This window comes from Shewanella sp. SR44-4 (assembly GCF_014163715.1).
In the GTDB taxonomy this organism is placed as follows: Bacteria; Pseudomonadota; Gammaproteobacteria; order Enterobacterales; family Shewanellaceae; genus Shewanella.
This window is the reverse complement of record NZ_JACJDU010000014.1, coordinates 58,853-75,830: the sequence shown is the minus strand read 5'-3', so window position 1 is coordinate 75,830 and position 16,978 is coordinate 58,853. Positions and strand designations below refer to the sequence as shown.

Genomic DNA, 16,978 nt, shown 5'->3' with positions numbered 1-16,978 from the left:
TTAATTCCATTTGAAATTTGTGTTTTATTTCAATAAAGATAGTTAGGATCTGATACGACAATAAACTCACATCTTTTGCGGGTAGAAAGTCTTACTCGTCCACTTCCCACTTCACAGTAGTATGACCGTCAGCACGGCCTAATAGTGGCGTCAAATAATCTAACGCCTCTTTAGCCAATACATCCAATTGCCAAGGTGGGTTTATTACCCATAAACCCGCGGCCGTCATACCAAACTCGTCACTGTCAGCACTCACCGCTTGTTCAATACGCAGTTGTCTCTTAATGCCACTATTTTTGAGTAGCGTTAACATTGCTTCTGTTTGCTCACGTTTAACCACTGGGTACCATAAAAGAAATGTCCCAGTTGCAAAGCGTTTGTGGGCTTTAATGATTGCTTGAGCAACATCTTGATAGTCGGTTTTCATTTCATAACTTGGGTCGATTAATATCACTCCACGACGTTCTAATGGCGGTACCGCGGCAATTAATCCCTGTAAACCATCACCTTTAATGACTTTGACTTGTTTGTCTTCAACAAAATAATCTGCTAGTAACTCATGGTCAGTACCGTGGAGTTCGTGTAACACCATACGATCTTGCGGACGAAGCTCAACATCTACAATAGCGGGTGAGCCAGGGTACACGGTTAACTCGCCATCAAACTCAGCGTTAAAGTGCTGCACAGTTTCAACATAGTTGGCCAATGCGGTGGGTAAATTAGCGTGGTCCCATAGCTTGGCAACCCCCTCTAGATACTCTCCGGTTTTTTGGGCGAACTCATCGGTTAATGAGTAGGCACCAGCGCCTGCATGAGTATCGATATACACATAAGGTTTATCTTTTTTCTGCATGGCTTTTAATACTTGAATAAGCATAGAGTGCTTAAGTACATCGGCATAATTGCCTGCATGATAACCGTGGCGATAACTGAGCATGGGCATTTCCATTTACTAAATGAGACAGCAAAAACTGTGTAATAACGACATTATAAGTTTTCTAGCGCGCGAGGTATAGGTGTTCACTGGTGATGGCTTTTGGCATAATGGCGTAGTTTCTTACATTGGCATGGTAATCATCTTGTTGCAGACACCTATCTTCTTTAATCAGCAGTATCCCTCATTAGTCGATATAGCCCAGCGCTGGCAGTTGGTGTGGGACAAAGACGCCGCGTTTGAATTGCGTTTCGAGCAAAACTGCTTGAGTTTGCATAAGCGAGATGAGCCTAAGCTTGACGGCATTAGCGTTGACTTTGTGTCTGGTGCTGTGGCGCATCGACGTAAGTTTGGTGGTGGACGCGGTCAATCGATTGCTAAAGCTGTCGGGCTAAAGCAAGGCGTAACGCCCACCGTAGTTGATGGCACCGCAGGGCTTGGTCGAGATGCTTTTGTACTGGCAAGCCTAGGCTGTAAAGTGATTATGGTTGAACGTCATCCTGTAGTGGCTGCATTGCTTGAAGATGGTTTACGCCGCGCTTATGAAGACGCTGAAATAGGCGAGTGGATGCGCGATTTGATGAGCTTATTTCACGGCTCAAGTATCAGCGCGTTAGCCGACGCCGCGAAGTCGTCTGGCACCGAGATCGATGTTGTTTATCTTGATCCTATGTACCCACACCGCGAAAAATCAGCACTGGTTAAAAAAGAAATGCGCGTGTTTCAAACTCTGGTCGGCGCAGACTTAGATGCCGATGGGCTGTTAACACCCGCAATAGCACTCGCCACTAAGCGCGTGGTAGTAAAGCGTCCTGATTACGCAGAAGACTTGAATGGTGTTAAACCGAGTATGGTGTTAGCGCAGAAAAAAAACCGCTTTGATGTCTATGTAAAATCCGCGATGAAATAACGGTGGGTTTGGTGTCTTATATTCGCGACAATAAGTATACATTTTATGGCGTTATTGCCATTTTGCTGTGGAGTACCGTCACGGCATTAATCCGCGATTTATCCGAATTATTTAGTCCCATTGCTGGTGCTGCAATGATGTATACCGTCAGTGCGCTATTTCTAATGTCGGTCATGGGAATACCCAAAATAAAAGATTACCCTAAACGATATTTATTTATCGGCGGCGGGTTATTTGTCACTTATGAAATCTGCCTCGCATTATCTTTAGGCATGGCCAATAGCCGACTTCAAGCAATGGAAATGTCGATTATTAACTACTTATGGCCTGCGCTGACGATATTGTTAAGCGTTATTATTAGTCGTAACAAAGTGAATGTTTTGGTTTACCCGAGTATTTTATTGGCATTTACAGGTGTTGCTTGGTGTATTGCTGGCGACCAGGGTATTTCACTTAGTCTGTTGTTAAGTAATATTTCGGACAACCCATTAACCTATTCTATGGCCTTTTCTGCGGCATTTATTTGGGCGATTTATTGCGTAGTCACTCAAAAAATCAGTAACGGAAAAAATGCCATTACACTGTTTTTTAGTGCGACAGCGGCAACGTTATGGATACAATATTTTTTAAGTAATGAACCCAGTTTACACTTCACCTTACCATCAACTTTTACACTATTACTTGCTGGTATGGTAATCGGCACCGGTTATGCTTTGTGGAACCAAGCCATTATTGGTGGAAATATTATATTGTTAGGCACCTTGTCATATTTTACCCCAGTGTTTTCGACCATGTTTGCTTCTGTTTATTTGTCGATTTCGCTCACGGGGTCATTTTGGCAGGGCGTAGCATTGGTCACGTTAGGCTCTCTTATTTGTTTTTTAGTCACTAGAACCAAAAAACCGTCTTTATCTCATTAATATTCACATCATTAGATCATCACGAGATCACTAAAGTAGCATTACCTTATTTCCAAGAGGATTTTGGTTAGGTGTAATTGCAATTGTGTTTCTTTAGCGCTAATTTGCTGCTCGCAACCGTATTCCGCAGATCACACACTAATAACGCATCACTCTATTTCACTCGGATTAACATAATGAGATTCTATTTTACTCGCATGCGATCAAAGGATATTTGTCCTCCCAGGCAACCGCTTAAGAAAATTATTTGGTCATGGATTGGCGCATTTTGTGGTATTTATTTAGTTGCAGGCTTAGCGTTTTATACGGCCGCGAATCCTATGGGGAGCATGTTTGTAATAGGGTCTTTTGGTGCGTCAGCAGTGTTGGTTTACGGTGCCCCCTTAGCGGAGTTTTCTCAGCCCCGTAATTTAATAGGTGGTAGCGTAATATCAGCGTTAATTGGTGTTGCAGTTTATCAAGTTTTTACTGATTATATCGTGCTTGCCTGCGCTTTGGCTGTATCACTATCTATTGCGTTAATGTACTTTACCAGAACCCTTCATCCGCCCGGCGGTGCCACAGCATTGATTGCTGTTATTGGTGGTGAAAACGTGCATCAGCTAGGCTTTCTTTATGCCTTAATGCCAGTTTTTTTAGGTACGGTATTACTCCTGATCGTCGCGTTAGTGGTCAATAACCTTTCCACAGACCCCAAGCGTCACTATCCTGTTTATTGGGTGTAAGCGTCCGGTGCGGTAGATACTCTGTCGTGACCGCAACTCGTTTATCTCAATGATTTATTTTTGAAGTGACCTACAACATTTTCGGCTTGACCTGATGTTGCTCAATATCGTTTTTCTCCAATGAAGTTTGCTTGATCGGGATAGTGATATTAAGTGTATAACTCAGTAATCAAGCCGTGTATTTCTAGTTAACCGACTTATGTAATGTGGTGTTTCTGCCGCCACCTAAACCACATAGTGCACACAGCACACCAGCAATCGCACATAACCATAATGGCGCATCCCAACTGCCTGTTGAAGTGTGCAACGCGCCCGCTACCATAGGCCCAACGGCTGCCAGTAAATAGCCCACACTTTGTGACATACCAGAAAGCGATGCGGCTTGGTGCGGATCATCGGTGCGTAAACTAATAAACGATAACCCCAAAATAAAACAGGCCCCAGAGCAAAACCCCAGCATTAGTGTCCATACAAAAGCAAAGTGAGGCATGTAAAGCAGCCCAAGTGCACTGCCTGCACTGAGTAGTGCCAAAATAAAACTTAGCGCGCTTTGATCTTTTAATTTAGCCAGTAACGGAATTAATATTAAGCCAGGAAGTGCTGTCGCAATTTGAAAGGCACCATGATACGCCCCCGCTTCAACGGCCGAGTGGCCTGTGTCGGTCAATATGCTTGGTAACCACGTAATGATGATGTAATTCAGAAATGAGTTTAGGCCTAATAACAAGCTAATTTGCCAGGCTAGTAGATAGCGCCATACACTTTTCGAGGGTGCCGATTGATGTGCAGAATAAGTTGGTTTCGTGTGTTTACCCAGCTGAGCGCTCCACACAATTAAGCTGGCAACTGTGATGATGGCTGCCGAGCCCAGTGCCAGTTGCCAGCCTAAGCCATTGAGTTGACTAAGCGGAAATACCAGAGCCGAAAACCCACCTGATACCACTCCCATCGTGAGCACGTAGGCTGAGGTCATGAGCGCAATTTTAGTGGCAAAATCTCGTTTTATCAGACTGGGTAGTAACACGTTTGCAATTGCGATACCGACGCCAATAATGGCAGTACCAATGAGTAACATGGCTGATGAGTCGACAAATCGAGCTCCAATACCGAGCAATATCAGTATTAGCGCGGCAAACAAGGCATGTTCTAATCCTTGTTTTCGAGCAAAAAAAGCCGCCATAGGTGAAACAATCGCAAAGGCAATTAGTGGCAGAGTGGTTAAAAATCCAGCTTGAGATCCGCTTAGGCCAAAGTGACTAATAATTTGCTCCAGCACAGGAGCAATGCCGGTAAAAGGCGCGCGTAAATTAGCTGCAATAAGCAAAATTCCTATGACGAGTAATGCGCCAGAGAATCGAGACTGTGGTTTAGTATTGTCAGTTTGTAACGTCATTAGCTGCTTTAGATTTCACTTAATAATGGTTGCTAGTATAAAGATTTGTCGAACGATATAATTTAGAGATAGTGACATTAAATAACGAAAAACTGACAAAATTATGTTTGAAGCAATTGGCTGGGATGAAATAAAGAATTTTGAATATATGCCGCAACCCATTATTGCCAAGATAGAGCACGCCTGTGCCAGCCATGAGATCCCTTTACATACTCACCCTAAAGGCCAGTTAATTTTAGCTTTGCATGGTTATGTTACCTGTGAGGTATCGGCAAAAATGTGGATGGTGCCAACCCATAGCGCTATCTGGATCCCTGCAAATAAAGTTCACAGTAATCGCGCCTCAGATAATGCTGAGCTCTGTCATGTATTTATTGATGGCAGCATGCAAGGAATGCCGCAAAATACCTGTACATTGGCTATTACGCCTTTAGTTAAAGAGTTGATGTGCACGCTTGCTGGTAGCGATCAGCATTATCGTGTAGACAGTAAAACCGCACGGCTTGCACAGGTACTATTTGAGCAACTCATTGAGATGCCTATTCAACATTTAGACTTTGTTCTGTCTAAAAATGTGGTGATTCAAGCGATGAGCCAGCAATTGATAAATCAGCCTAATGATAGAAAAACACTGCCGCAATGGGCCAAACAATTTGCCTTAACAGAGCGTACATTGGCGCGACTGATCACAAAAGAAACCGGGATGACATTTGGCAAATGGCGCACTCAACTGCATATCATTATTTCACTACAAGCGCTTTCAGATAAACAGAGTGTGCAACAGGTGTCTGAGTTATTAGGCTATGAGTCGGTAAGCGCATTTATTACCATGTTTAAAAAAGTAATGAAAATATCACCGATGAAATACATGAACGAGTTAAATGCTTACTAGCCTCAATGTAGGAGAATAAAAGCCTATCAAATAAGCTTATGTCCAGCAGAGCTGCTTCAATTTATTTGTGATGTTTTGGCGTAATATCGCATTTGAGTAACGGATAAATAAAGCCTCAACATTTGTGTTGAGGCTTTATTTATATAACAGTTTTGTATGCGATGAATATGCTAGTCGAGATAACAATACTCATCTTAGAAACGTTGTCTATTAGAAGGTGTAACCTATATCTAAGCTCAGTGATCTTCCTGATGCAGGCACTCGTCCTGCAGGAGACACATCTAAGCCTCTAAAGTAGTATTCGTTATCAAATAGATTATTGACGGATAATCCCACTTTTAGGCCGTGATTATCTTGTTTGAAAAACTCAGTCCCAATATTGAAGTTAACCACGGTGTACGCTGGCACTTCACCCGATGTACCAGATACATTCTCTTCAATTGTGTTAGCCAGGTCGGCAAATGATTTGCTGTAATAAAATGCCATTAATCCTAAATCGACATCCTTAATACTGTATAAAGCGCTGGCAGAAAGTTGATGTTTAGACACATAAGCCAATTCGTTACCGGCAAATTCTCCATCAAGTTGTTCAGTATCTAAATAGTTGTAGGCACCCGTTAGAACCAGATCTGGTAGCGACATCGGTGAGTAAGTGCCTTCTAGCTCAATACCTTGATTACGAGTTTGGCCAATATTGACGAACAGACTAACGTCACCGTCGTACTCGATTTTATTTTCAAAATCGATACGGTAAGCGGCAATACTTAAATTACTGCGTTCTGTTGGGGTAAAGCGTACGCCTGCTTCATAGTTCCAAGATAGCTCTGATTCTAGAGTTTGATCTTTAGGCCATAATTGCGAAATCTGCGGGGTTCTCAATGAGCGTTGAGCATTAGTATACGCAAACCAATTTGAACTGAACTCATAACCCAAGGTGATGCCAGGAAGCCACTCGGTTACGTGATTATCTTGGCTATAATCTTGGCCAACATTGGTGAAGGTCATGCGCACATCTTCATATCTTATGCCAGGGGTAACCGATAGTGTGTCGTCAAAGAATCCCACTTTATTACTCACATAATAGGCCATGGCATTGGTATCCATTTGCCAGTCACGCGGACGAGTTGCTGTTTGAGTCGATTTTTCTATGTGGTTGAGTTGGTAGCTAATGTCTTCATTAATATAACGAGCGCCAGCGATAATGTGCTGACTAATATCACCATCAATAAGCAAGCTTGCTGTTGGCTCAATGCCAAACACGGTAAAGTCGCGTGGAGAGTTACGCAGATGAGTAGCATCCTGGGTGGTATCACTCCAGCTAGTACCTAAATTACCGTCGGTGTCTTTGCTTGAGTCATAAAAATCCCACTGAAAATTACGTGAACTTTTATTACCAAATACTCTGAGATCAATCTCACCATAATCGATAACTTTCGAGTCATCGAGAACATGGCTGTATTTCAATGACACTCGTTTAGTATTGGCATTAAATTCATCATTAGGGCGTAGAGATTGCTCTCGATCAGCTTCATAAGCGGGAGTATTTAATGCACCCGGTAGCTCAGAAAAAGCATCGTAATATTGCAGCGTGGCATCTAAGCTGTTTTGCTCATCGATATTCCACAGGGTCTTTAACATTAGGTTTTTAATGTCAGTGTCGGAGTGTTCACGAAACGACTCCCCTTTGGTGATGTTGCCATCAAAACGCATCGAAAAATCTTCATTTACTGCGCCGCCAGTGCTGATGTTGGTATCAAATAAGGTATTACTGTCACCAAAGAAGGTCATGCGTTCATTAACGCTAGTTTCCCAGTCGGTTGGGATTGACTTTGAAATGAGGTTAATCACGCCGCCAACGTTATTAGGACCGTACTGAATCGATGCTCCGCCGCGTGCTACATCAATTCTATCTATCATGAATAAGGTGGCAGGGAATAATGACTGGCCGGTGTGCCCATATGGCGCAAGTGTCATTGGGATCCCATCGAGTAAGAGCTGGGCGTAGCCGCTGCGGCTGCTGTCTAGGCCTCGTACTGATATATTAGGTAAAACCCCTGTTCCGGTTTCATCTTTAATTTTAATGCCAGGGACTTGCTGTAATGCGGTGTCAATTGACCTCGCTGCAGTACGCTCTATTTGATCAGAGGTAATGATTGAGCGGTTACCGGTATACGTTTTTAAATCTGCAACTTCAGAATTGCCTAATAAGCTCCCCGTCACCACAATGACTTCAGGTTTGGCTTCAGTCTGACTTTTGTCGTCAGCAACTACTGCCGAGCTAGCAAAACTGGCTGCAATGGCCACAGCAATTGTGGTCAAAGTGAATCTGGACTTTTCAGTTAACATGCATATTCCCTATGTTTCGTTTGGTCTGTTTTAAAGTGATAAGTTGGCTGTAAACGTGCTAAAGACTATTCCCCCGATCTTCAGTAATCTCGATCGTCAGCAATCAAAGATGCTTTGGTGTAAACAAGTGCGATGTTTAAGCGTTTTATCGATGGCGCAATATGGGGTGTTTTTGGCGGGGGGGGAGAAAGGGCTGAATTTACGATTCCAAAAATAGTGTCTTGGTTACTTGGTGCTAACTTCAATGAGCTGGAGGTAAACATAATGGTCAAAACATATTTTTGGTATTGATTTTGATAATTATTCTCATTTGAGCTGTGGCCGTCAAGGTATGCACCAGTACTTATGGTGTTATTACTGTAGAACTCTCTGTTTCAATAAAGTTATTAAGGTATATTTTTTAATTTAATCAATTTGATGGGGTGTTTTCTATTGGTTGCTTTTGTGAATGTAAACTTTTAGTAAATAGTCAGTCAGTGTGAACTTGGCGTACTAAATGTCATTGATAGCAGGGCAATTCACTCATACTTGTTTTTATCCTAAATAGAGGGGATTCTCTTCGGCCTGTGTTTTAATAAATAATTGTATTTAAAGGTTATTAAATATTGAGGCTACAATTATTCTATTTGCTGTGACTTAAATCAATAACCTGTAAATGTAATGTATAACAACACGGTCGTTTTCGCTCTCCTTGTGTACTATTTGGATATATCAATAGATTAAAATGTTATAGCTGCTAATGAGATTTATTGATGAATACTTGTGCAAAATTTTGGCGTTCTGATATCGTTCGCGAAATAGAGCATAGGGTTGTGTACCAAGACATTTTGCCGCAATAACCGCTCTGAAACTTGCATATTAACGCTGTATTTTTTAGGTAGCCTATTATGGTTAGCTTACTGAGTTGTCGTACTTCGGTCTCATCTCACACTGTAAAAAAAGCGCTAACGCGTTTGTCGTTAGCCATGGCCGCAGGGCTTTGTTTTAATCTTGCTGCACAAGAACCCACTCCGCCTATTATTACACCCACATCGCCAAGTGTGACTATACCGCTGCAAACTTATGCAGATGAACAATCGACCGTTAAATCAGCTAATAATCTGAATACAGAAACCAAAGTACGTTTTGCCAAAACAGCTAACTTTGATTCTGATTCTGTGGTTAAGATTGCCCGCCGATTAGCGCAAAAACCGTATGTGGAACTTAAAGACCCATTACCGCCTGGGTTGGCTAAAATTTCCTACGATGAATATCGCGACATTCGCTTTAAGCCAGAAGCTTCTATTTGGAAAGCCGAAGGTTTGCCGTATCAAATGCAGCTCTTTCATCGGGGTTTTTATTTCCAAGACTTGATTGAAATTGCCCTAGTTGAAGGTAAGCAAGCCAACCATTTAGCCTATAACTCAGAGTTCTTTACTGCAGGTGATGTGTTAAGTCAGCGTTTACCGATCCAAGATATTGGCTATTCTGGTTTACGTATCCATTATCCACTCAATAACCCTGCATATTTTGACGAGCTTATGGTATTCCAAGGAGCGAGTTATTTCCGCGCTTTGGGTAAAGGCAGCGATTACGGCTTGTCTTCAAGGGGCTTAGCATTAAATACCGCTGAACCGGAAGGCGAAGAGTTTCCGATATTTCGTGCCTTTTGGGTTGAACGCCCAAACACCGACAGTAACTTAATTGTGGTGCACGCCTTGCTAGACAGCCCTAGCGTATCAGGAGCATATCGATTTTCTGTTAGACCCGGCGATAACACCCATATCGATGTGGAAGCGACCTTATTTCCACGCGTGGATTTAGTTAAAGTTGGCTTAGCGCCTAGCACCAGTATGTTTTTACATTCAATGAATGGTCGCCAAAACACCGATGATTTTAGACCCGAAGTGCATGATTCTGATGCGCTATTGATCTTAAATGGTCGCGGTGAACGTTTATGGCGTCCACTGGCTAATCCAAAGCAATTGCAAGTCAGTGCCTTTATGGACAACTCGCCTCAAGGGTTTGGCTTAATTCAGCGTGAACGTAGTTTTGATGCGTATCAAGATCTCGAAGCCCATTATGAGCGTCGCCCAAGTTTATGGGTTGAACCGGTCGGAAATTGGGGCGCGGGTGAGGTGGTGTTAACCGAAATTCCAACAGACTCTGAAATTCATGACAACATCGTCAGTTACTGGAAACCTAAACAACCTATCGCAGCCGGTAGCGAGTTTCATTTTACTTATCGGTTAATTTGGGGCAGCGAGCCCGAAGTTGATGATGGCACTGTGATTGTGGCCCGTACCGCCAGTGGCCGGGCTGAGATTGCTAAAGCCACACCGAGACGCTTGTTTGTTATCGACTATCAAGTTAAAGAAGGTAATAACGACGAAATCCCGGTCGCCAAAGTGCAGAGTTCAGCAGGCGTTGTGACCAATGTGGTGGTGTCTCGTCAACCTAAAACCAATGGCTATCGTTTGGCGTTTGAAATGGATCCACAAGATGCTGAATTGATCGAGCTACGTGCTGAGCTGAAGTTTACTGGCCCACGCGATGTCGAAACTTGGCTTTATCGTTGGACGCTTTAAGCATGAACATGATGCAGCCTGATGCTGATATTAGTGCCGTCGACCCTATGTTGGTCGGTGGTGCAGCAATGCCGTTGGAGCGACCAGGCCCAATGGAACCGCAAAGTTTACGTGCGTTGTCCGAAGGCATGCCACGTAAAAGTATTATTGCCAATGGCGTAAAGTCAGACGGATTACGCCGTCTGTTAGTGGTTGGCAGCGCTTTTATCATGTCGGTTATGGCTATTTACGAGATGGTGTCGGTGTTTAATGTCGGTGGAGTCACGCCACTTGAATACATCGTTTTAGTGTTGTTTGCGGTTAACTTTTGCTGGATTGCATTGGCATTTAGCGGCGGTATAGCCGGCTTTATTATGCTACTCAAAAAGCCCACGACAGAAACCGCCGAAAGCATAAAGCTGCATACCCGCACCGCGATATTAATGCCGACATATAACGAGTCACCCGATCGCGTTTTTGCTGCAGTTGAAGTGATGGCGATGGCATTGGTTGCATCCGGCGAAAGCCATGCGTTTGACTGGTTTATATTAAGCGATACTACCGACCCCGATATTGCGTTGGCAGAAGAACAAGCATTTTTAATATTGCGTCATCAAGTGAGTAAAGATGCGCGGGTGTATTACCGCCGTCGGCGTAAAAATGATGCTCGTAAAGCCGGTAATGTGGCCGACTTTTGTAAACGCTGGGGCGCTCGATACGACCATTTGTTGGTGCTAGACGCCGACAGTTTAATGGAAACCCACACTATCGTTAGTTTGGCGAGACGGATGCAGGCAGACCCTGATGCCGGGCTTATCCAAACTATTCCGTATTTAATCAATGGCAATACCTTAATGGCGCGACTACAGCAATTTGCTGCGCGAATTTATGGTCCGGTAATTGGTACAGGTTTATCTTGGTGGACCCACAAAGAAGGTAACTTTTGGGGCCACAATGCCATTATCCGCACCCAAGCTTTTATGAGCGCTGCAGGGTTACCCAACCTTGCAGGTAGACCGCCATTTGGTGGTCATATCATGAGCCACGACTTTGTTGAAGCAGCCTTGATTCGACGTGCTGGTTGGAGCGTGGTCATTGCCGCAGACCTTCCAGGGTCTTATGAAGAATGCCCACCGTCTATTGTCGATTTAGCGGTGCGCGATCGCCGTTGGTGCCAAGGCAATTTACAACACTCACGGGTGTTGTTTAGTAAAGGATTACATTGGGTTAGCCGCTTACACTTACTCACGGGGATAATGGCTTATTTATCATCGCCATTTTGGTTAATGCTGATTTTGTCGGGCTTAATGCTGGCATTACAAGCACACTTTATTCGCCCAGAGTATTTTACTGATCAATTCTCTTTGTTTCCCACCTGGCCAGTAATGGACTCAGACCGTGCACTACGGTTGTTTTATATCACCATGGGCATATTGTTTGGTCCTAAAATTCTTGGGATCATATTATTACTGAAAAATAGCATCATGAGTAAGCAGTTAGGTGGCAGAGGCAAAGCCATTATTAGCGTGGTAGTTGAAGTGATATTGTCGGCACTGATTGCGCCAATAATGATGCTTATCCACTGCGGTGCGGTGATGTCTATTTTAGCCGGACGCGACAGCGGTTGGGCGCCACAACGACGTGACGACGGCAGCTTACCTTGGCTAACACTGATTTATCGTCATCGTTGGCACATGTTAATTGGTGCGTTATTAGGTTACGCCGCAGTGCTTGATTCGCTTACCTTGTTGGCGTGGATGAGCCCAGCGCTAATTGGTTTGTGGCTTGCAGTGCCGCTTTCTGCCATGACAGGCTCAGAGCGATTTGGCTTATGGGTAAAAGGCCTAAAAATATTGGCAACACCGGAAGAGGTATGTGCGCCGAAGCTGAGCCTAGATTCACAACAACGCCGTAACGAATACGTTAACGCCATTGCAGAGCCGTGGACCTTATCAAGGCTATTGAAAGACTCAGAGCTAATGGATTTACATTTAGCCATTATTGACAAAAAACCGCATCGTTTGCCAGGTTCAGCGGTTGAATCACTCGAAGCCATTACTCGGGTTAAAGTACAAGAAGCACAATGTCAGCATGACATTGTAAAGCTGTTTACCCGTCAAGAATTGGCATATTTACTGGGCAATCCTTTACTGCTAAAACAATTACAAAAGCTGCCAGAGCAATATGTCACCGAAGGTATCGTGTCCTTCTGTTAGGTGGATTTAATTCAGATTGAAGAGCTAATAACAAACATGGCCTCTAAATTAAAAGTTAAATATCATGTTTGTTAGACGATATTTGTTATACAGTTATTTTTGATAATTTTGTTACAAGTTCGTGGATACATATTTAATTGTTTATATGTAAACCTACAACAGGGAGGGTGTGATGTTTGCTTATATTTTTTGGTCTGCTTTAGCCCTTGTTGGTGCTGTCAACATAGTTAATAAATCAAGTGGGAAAAATTTAAAAACAATAAAATCAACTTCTTATTTTGTTGTCGCTCACGCTATTTTATTGTCTGGATCTTGTGTGATGGCCCTCGGTTTATTCGATTTGACCTTAAGTTGGAGCAATAAATTTGTAATGTTTACTATCATACTTTTACATAATAGCTTTATTGCATGGGCGGAGTATAAAAAGTTAAGCTAGTTTGTTCCACGAATAGTTACTTAGCAATGGCGTGCATTCATACCTCTTATGGCTTTAGAACCTTCATCTAGCAGCAATAATCCTTGTTCGCGCAGTCGTGACAGACTGTCGTGGCTTCGATGTACCCTACGCCGTAGCCAGCAAGAGGCGGTTGCATCGTCAACCATGACCGCCACCAGTGATAATTTTTTTAATGCTTATGCCATATTCTTAGGGGCTAGTTTAGGCCAAATGGGTTGGGTAACTGGCTTACCTCAATTGTTTGGCTCACTGGCGCAACTGTTGTCTGTGTGGTTAGCAAGCCACTTTAGCCGTCGGCAATTTATTGTGGCATGTGCAGTTTTACAAGCCGTAGTCGTGTTAGGTATGGGCGCGTTAGCGGCATTTAGACCTGATAATGCAGTGTGGTTATTTATTGGCTTAGCGGTGTTGTATCAAGGGTTTATCAATCTTATTCAGCCGCATTGGCGTGCCTGGATGGGCATGATTGTACCGCAGCGCCGCCGAGGAGCCTTTTTTGCTTCACGTACTCGATTAACTATGATGGCCTCGCTGAGTGTGTTCTTTGTCGGTGGCGGTATTTTAACCTTAACCGACTCAATAGAAATGGCATGGTTGGGTTTTAGTTTACTGTTTTCGATTGCGGCAATGGGCCGGTTTACTTCAGCTTGGTTATTACTGCAAATGCACGACCCCGAACCTAGGCTCGCCAAAGCGTCTGGGGTGTTTAAACAAACATTTGGTAATTTTCGTGAAGCCTGGAAAGACAAAACCTTCCGCCATTACAGTTTATTTGTCGCGGGTATGCAGTGCATGGTCGCCATTTCGGCACCGTTTTTTGCAGTATACATGCTGGAAGAACTGCATTTTACCTATTTTGAATTTGTGCTTTCTAGTGTGGCCTCTATTTTTACGCAGTTTATTACCTTGCGATTCTGGGGCCGATTTAGCGACCTATACGGCAATAGATTAGTGATGATCATCACCAGCTGCTTAATTCCCAGCTTGCCGTTATTGTGGCTATTTTCCGACAACTATCTTTATATATTGGCGATTCAAGCCTTTTCCGGTTTAGCCTGGAGTGGCTTTACCTTAAGTACCGCCAATTACCTTTACGATATTCGACCTTTTCGCAGTGACTTTGCTATTTATGCTGCATTACAGGCAGCATTGAGTGCGGGTTTTGTATTTGTCGGCGCGATGGTGGGCGGTGTAATTGCCTCGTATGCAGCAGAGTTTCTCATCTTGACAGGTTTAAACGCTTGGTTAACCAACCCCATATTTTTGGTGTTTATGGTATCGACCACCATGCGATCGCTGGTGGCATTGTGGTTTATTCCGCGCTCAGTTGAACCCAAAGCGCGTCCAAGGCCACAATTGCTGACACTTATTTTCCGCATCCGTGGTTTTAATGCCATATCGGGGGTCAGTTTAGATTGGTTAACCGTTGCTAAGAAAAAGCGTTCTAAAAATAAAGACTAAGAAAGGATAACTAACAATACTAATCTAGGCGGTAATCAAAAAACTTACGTTTCTCTGGTCCAGAAACATTAGCGCTAATTTTGTTGTGGTGTTTATATTCATCCCAACTGGCCACATTACGGCCCATATTTAACTGTGGAAAGTTTAGTTGCGGAAAGTTAAGCTGTGGAAAGCTCAGCTGCGGAAAGTTTTGCGGCTGAGATTGAAGTTGTGGATATTGAAGCTGCCTAAATTTAGCCGTATCGGGCTTTGGTAAATTGATAAATTGCAGCAATTTAGCAAAGCTTCCTGTCACACTAATATCAATAGAGATAAAGTCATCTCGCCCTGCAAAATAACTCATTACTTGTTGCTGGTGGCGCTGATAACAGGCCGTTAAATGCGCTTCATCAAACACATCCTCAACCTGCCATATATCAAAGCTATGATTAAAGCTGCGCTTCATTACTGGATGAAAGCGGCCCTTGTCTTTATCTAAATGCACTAGCATTCTACCCAGTAACATTTGCATCGACGGCAACCACTTATCTAACGGCCTATCTAAATAGACAAACTTAGCGTTGGGAAATAACTTATCTAATTGCTGATAATCACTAAAACACGGCGCATCAGACACCGCATCGGCCAACATAAACGCCTGCTTAGTAAAGGCTTGGTGGGCAACCGTTAACCCTTGCTCAAGCAACGCCACACTTACACTGGTAGTGCCGGTACGCGGCAAACCGATAATAAATACTTTATTAGCCAACTTGTTCGTCAAAGTGGGTTTAGGCTTAGCGGCTTGTGGCGTTGTCGATACTTCAGTCTGCTTGGATGTCATTAATTACAATCGCATTGAGTTATAAAAATTGAAGGTTATTGAATCAGTAAATGATTATACCGAAATGCCAGCCAAGGTGTTATCGAGCTTGCTAGTAGGAGCCATGAGGCAATTAACCATGTTATTCGCCTCATTTTGTGAGGCGAATAAATTGCTATTTGCCTCATATGGTGAGTAGAATAGGTTATTGTTTGTATCAAAACAGTATTTAAGTCAGCTAAACAGAGGTTAATATGTGGATTTGGCAACAACAAGAATGGCCAGAGTTTGTATGGGATAATGCTCGTATAAGTGCACTATTGAGGCAAATTCAATTTAACCAGGGTTTGCTGCTGGGTAAAATAGGTTCTGAATCCGCTAGTCAATGGACACTCGATACCATGCTGGCCAATATCGTTTATTCAAGTGCTATTGAAGGAGAAAAGCTTAACGCATTTTCTGTACGTTCCTCTTTGGCCAATAAGCTTGGCGTGAGTGAAGAAAAACCTTATCCCACCACGACGCAAACTGATGGTTTAGCTGATATCACCTTAGATGCGCTACAAAACTGGCAACAGCCACTTAGCCTAACGCGTATTTTAGATTGGCATGCTCTGTTGTTTCCGAGTAACCAAGCCGTGTTTAATCCTGTTATTGGCGGTAAGCTACGCGGCGATGAGCCTATGCAGGTGGTATCGGGGCGTTTAGACAAACCGACAGTGCATTTTGAAGCGCCTCCACGCAATACACTAGATCTTAACTTAACGCAGTTTTTTGAGTGGTTTAATCAATCACGAAAACATGCTGACCTTGATCCGCTAGTACGAGCAGCCATCACTCATTTGTGGTTTGTCACCTTGCACCCGCTTGATGATGGTAATGGACGTATAACGCGTTTACTCACCGACTTAGCGCTCGCGCAAGCTGAGCATCGTTCTATTCATTTTTACACAATGTCAGTTAGTATTCTTGAGCGACGCAAAGCCTATTACGCAATATTAGAGTCTACCCAGCAAGGTGGCTTAGATATCACACCTTGGCTGCTGTGGTTTTTAGACACCTTAAATGACGCTATTCAACACACGCTCAATAGCATTGAGCAAACTACTGCTAAAACCCAATTTTGGCGTCGAGTGGACCAACGCTTACTCACTCCAGCGTTAACCACAGAACACGTGAAAGTGCTAAATAGATTACTTGATGGTGACTTTAATGATGGGATCAGTAGTAGCCAGTATCAAAAAGTCGCTAAAGTCAGCCGCGCCACCGCCACCCGACATTTGGCTCAATTAGTTGAGCAGCAATGTTTGGTCAAAACCGGCGCGGGCGGCAGAAGTACAAGGTATGTGTTAGTGCGCTAATTTAATCGTTGTTCTGTA

13 protein-coding genes are annotated in these 16,978 nt (G+C 43.4%); 9 read left to right on the top strand and 4 right to left on the bottom strand.

Features of this window, described 5'->3' with window-relative positions; all coding sequences use genetic code 11:
- Positions 1 to 91 precede the first annotated feature (91 nt).
- Positions 92 to 937: a 23S rRNA (adenine(2030)-N(6))-methyltransferase RlmJ gene (locus H5125_RS09060; protein WP_101088548.1), complete on the bottom strand. Its 846-nt coding sequence runs from the start codon at positions 935 to 937 to the stop codon at positions 92 to 94.
- Between the two features lie 130 nt (positions 938 to 1,067).
- Between H5125_RS09060 and H5125_RS09055 the strand changes: the two genes are divergently transcribed.
- From H5125_RS09055 to H5125_RS09045, 3 genes are all read left to right on the top strand, one after another.
- Positions 1,068 to 1,844: a class I SAM-dependent methyltransferase gene (locus tag H5125_RS09055; protein WP_182744085.1), complete on the top strand. Its 777-nt coding sequence runs from the start codon at positions 1,068 to 1,070 to the stop codon at positions 1,842 to 1,844.
- Positions 1,845 to 1,855: 11 nt separating this feature from the next.
- Positions 1,856 to 2,764: an aromatic amino acid DMT transporter YddG gene (yddG, locus tag H5125_RS09050; protein ID WP_182744063.1), complete on the top strand. Its 909-nt coding sequence runs from the start codon at positions 1,856 to 1,858 to the stop codon at positions 2,762 to 2,764.
- Positions 2,765 to 2,940: 176 nt separating this feature from the next.
- On the top strand, positions 2,941 to 3,489 hold the full coding sequence (locus H5125_RS09045; protein ID WP_101088546.1) for an HPP family protein: 549 nt from the start codon (positions 2,941 to 2,943) through the stop codon (positions 3,487 to 3,489).
- 184 nt (positions 3,490 to 3,673) lie between these two features.
- On the opposite strand, the gene H5125_RS09040 is transcribed toward H5125_RS09045, so the two are convergent.
- On the bottom strand, positions 3,674 to 4,882 hold the full coding sequence (locus H5125_RS09040) for an MFS transporter (RefSeq protein WP_182744062.1): 1,209 nt from the start codon (positions 4,880 to 4,882) through the stop codon (positions 3,674 to 3,676).
- A gap of 103 nt (positions 4,883 to 4,985) precedes the next feature.
- Here H5125_RS09040 and H5125_RS09035 point away from each other — a divergent pair, with 103 nt between their 5' ends.
- A complete protein-coding gene (locus tag H5125_RS09035; protein WP_162024111.1) occupies positions 4,986 to 5,774 on the top strand; it encodes a helix-turn-helix domain-containing protein in 789 nt (262 codons plus the stop codon).
- A gap of 210 nt (positions 5,775 to 5,984) precedes the next feature.
- Here the strand turns inward: H5125_RS09035 and H5125_RS09030 are convergent, their stop codons facing one another.
- Complete coding sequence (locus H5125_RS09030; protein ID WP_182744061.1) at positions 5,985 to 8,120, bottom strand: TonB-dependent siderophore receptor; 2,136 nt, start codon at positions 8,118 to 8,120, stop codon at positions 5,985 to 5,987.
- An 887-nt stretch (positions 8,121 to 9,007) separates the two neighbouring features.
- Here H5125_RS09030 and H5125_RS09025 point away from each other — a divergent pair.
- From H5125_RS09025 to H5125_RS09010, 4 genes are all read left to right on the top strand, one after another.
- Positions 9,008 to 10,687: a glucan biosynthesis protein G gene (locus tag H5125_RS09025; protein ID WP_182744060.1), complete on the top strand. Its 1,680-nt coding sequence runs from the start codon at positions 9,008 to 9,010 to the stop codon at positions 10,685 to 10,687.
- An 11-nt stretch (positions 10,688 to 10,698) separates the two neighbouring features.
- A complete protein-coding gene (mdoH, locus tag H5125_RS09020) occupies positions 10,699 to 12,882 on the top strand; it encodes a glucans biosynthesis glucosyltransferase MdoH (protein ID WP_182744084.1) in 2,184 nt (727 codons plus the stop codon).
- Positions 12,883 to 13,054: 172 nt separating this feature from the next.
- Positions 13,055 to 13,318 carry a hypothetical protein gene (locus H5125_RS09015; RefSeq protein ID WP_182744059.1) on the top strand — a complete coding sequence of 88 codons (264 nt, stop codon included), beginning with the start codon at positions 13,055 to 13,057 and terminating at the stop codon, positions 13,316 to 13,318.
- A 48-nt stretch (positions 13,319 to 13,366) separates the two neighbouring features.
- Positions 13,367 to 14,800: an MFS transporter gene (locus H5125_RS09010; RefSeq protein ID WP_182744058.1), complete on the top strand. Its 1,434-nt coding sequence runs from the start codon at positions 13,367 to 13,369 to the stop codon at positions 14,798 to 14,800.
- Positions 14,801 to 14,819: 19 nt separating this feature from the next.
- On the opposite strand, the gene H5125_RS09005 is transcribed toward H5125_RS09010, so the two are convergent.
- Entirely contained in the window at positions 14,820 to 15,620 is an 801-nt protein-coding gene (locus H5125_RS09005; protein WP_182744057.1) for a sulfotransferase family protein, read from the bottom strand.
- Between the two features lie 233 nt (positions 15,621 to 15,853).
- Here H5125_RS09005 and H5125_RS09000 point away from each other — a divergent pair, with 233 nt between their 5' ends.
- Positions 15,854 to 16,960, top strand: a complete 1,107-nt coding sequence (locus tag H5125_RS09000) for a Fic family protein (protein WP_182744056.1) — start codon at positions 15,854 to 15,856, stop codon at positions 16,958 to 16,960.
- The last annotated feature ends 18 nt before the right edge of the window (positions 16,961 to 16,978 follow it).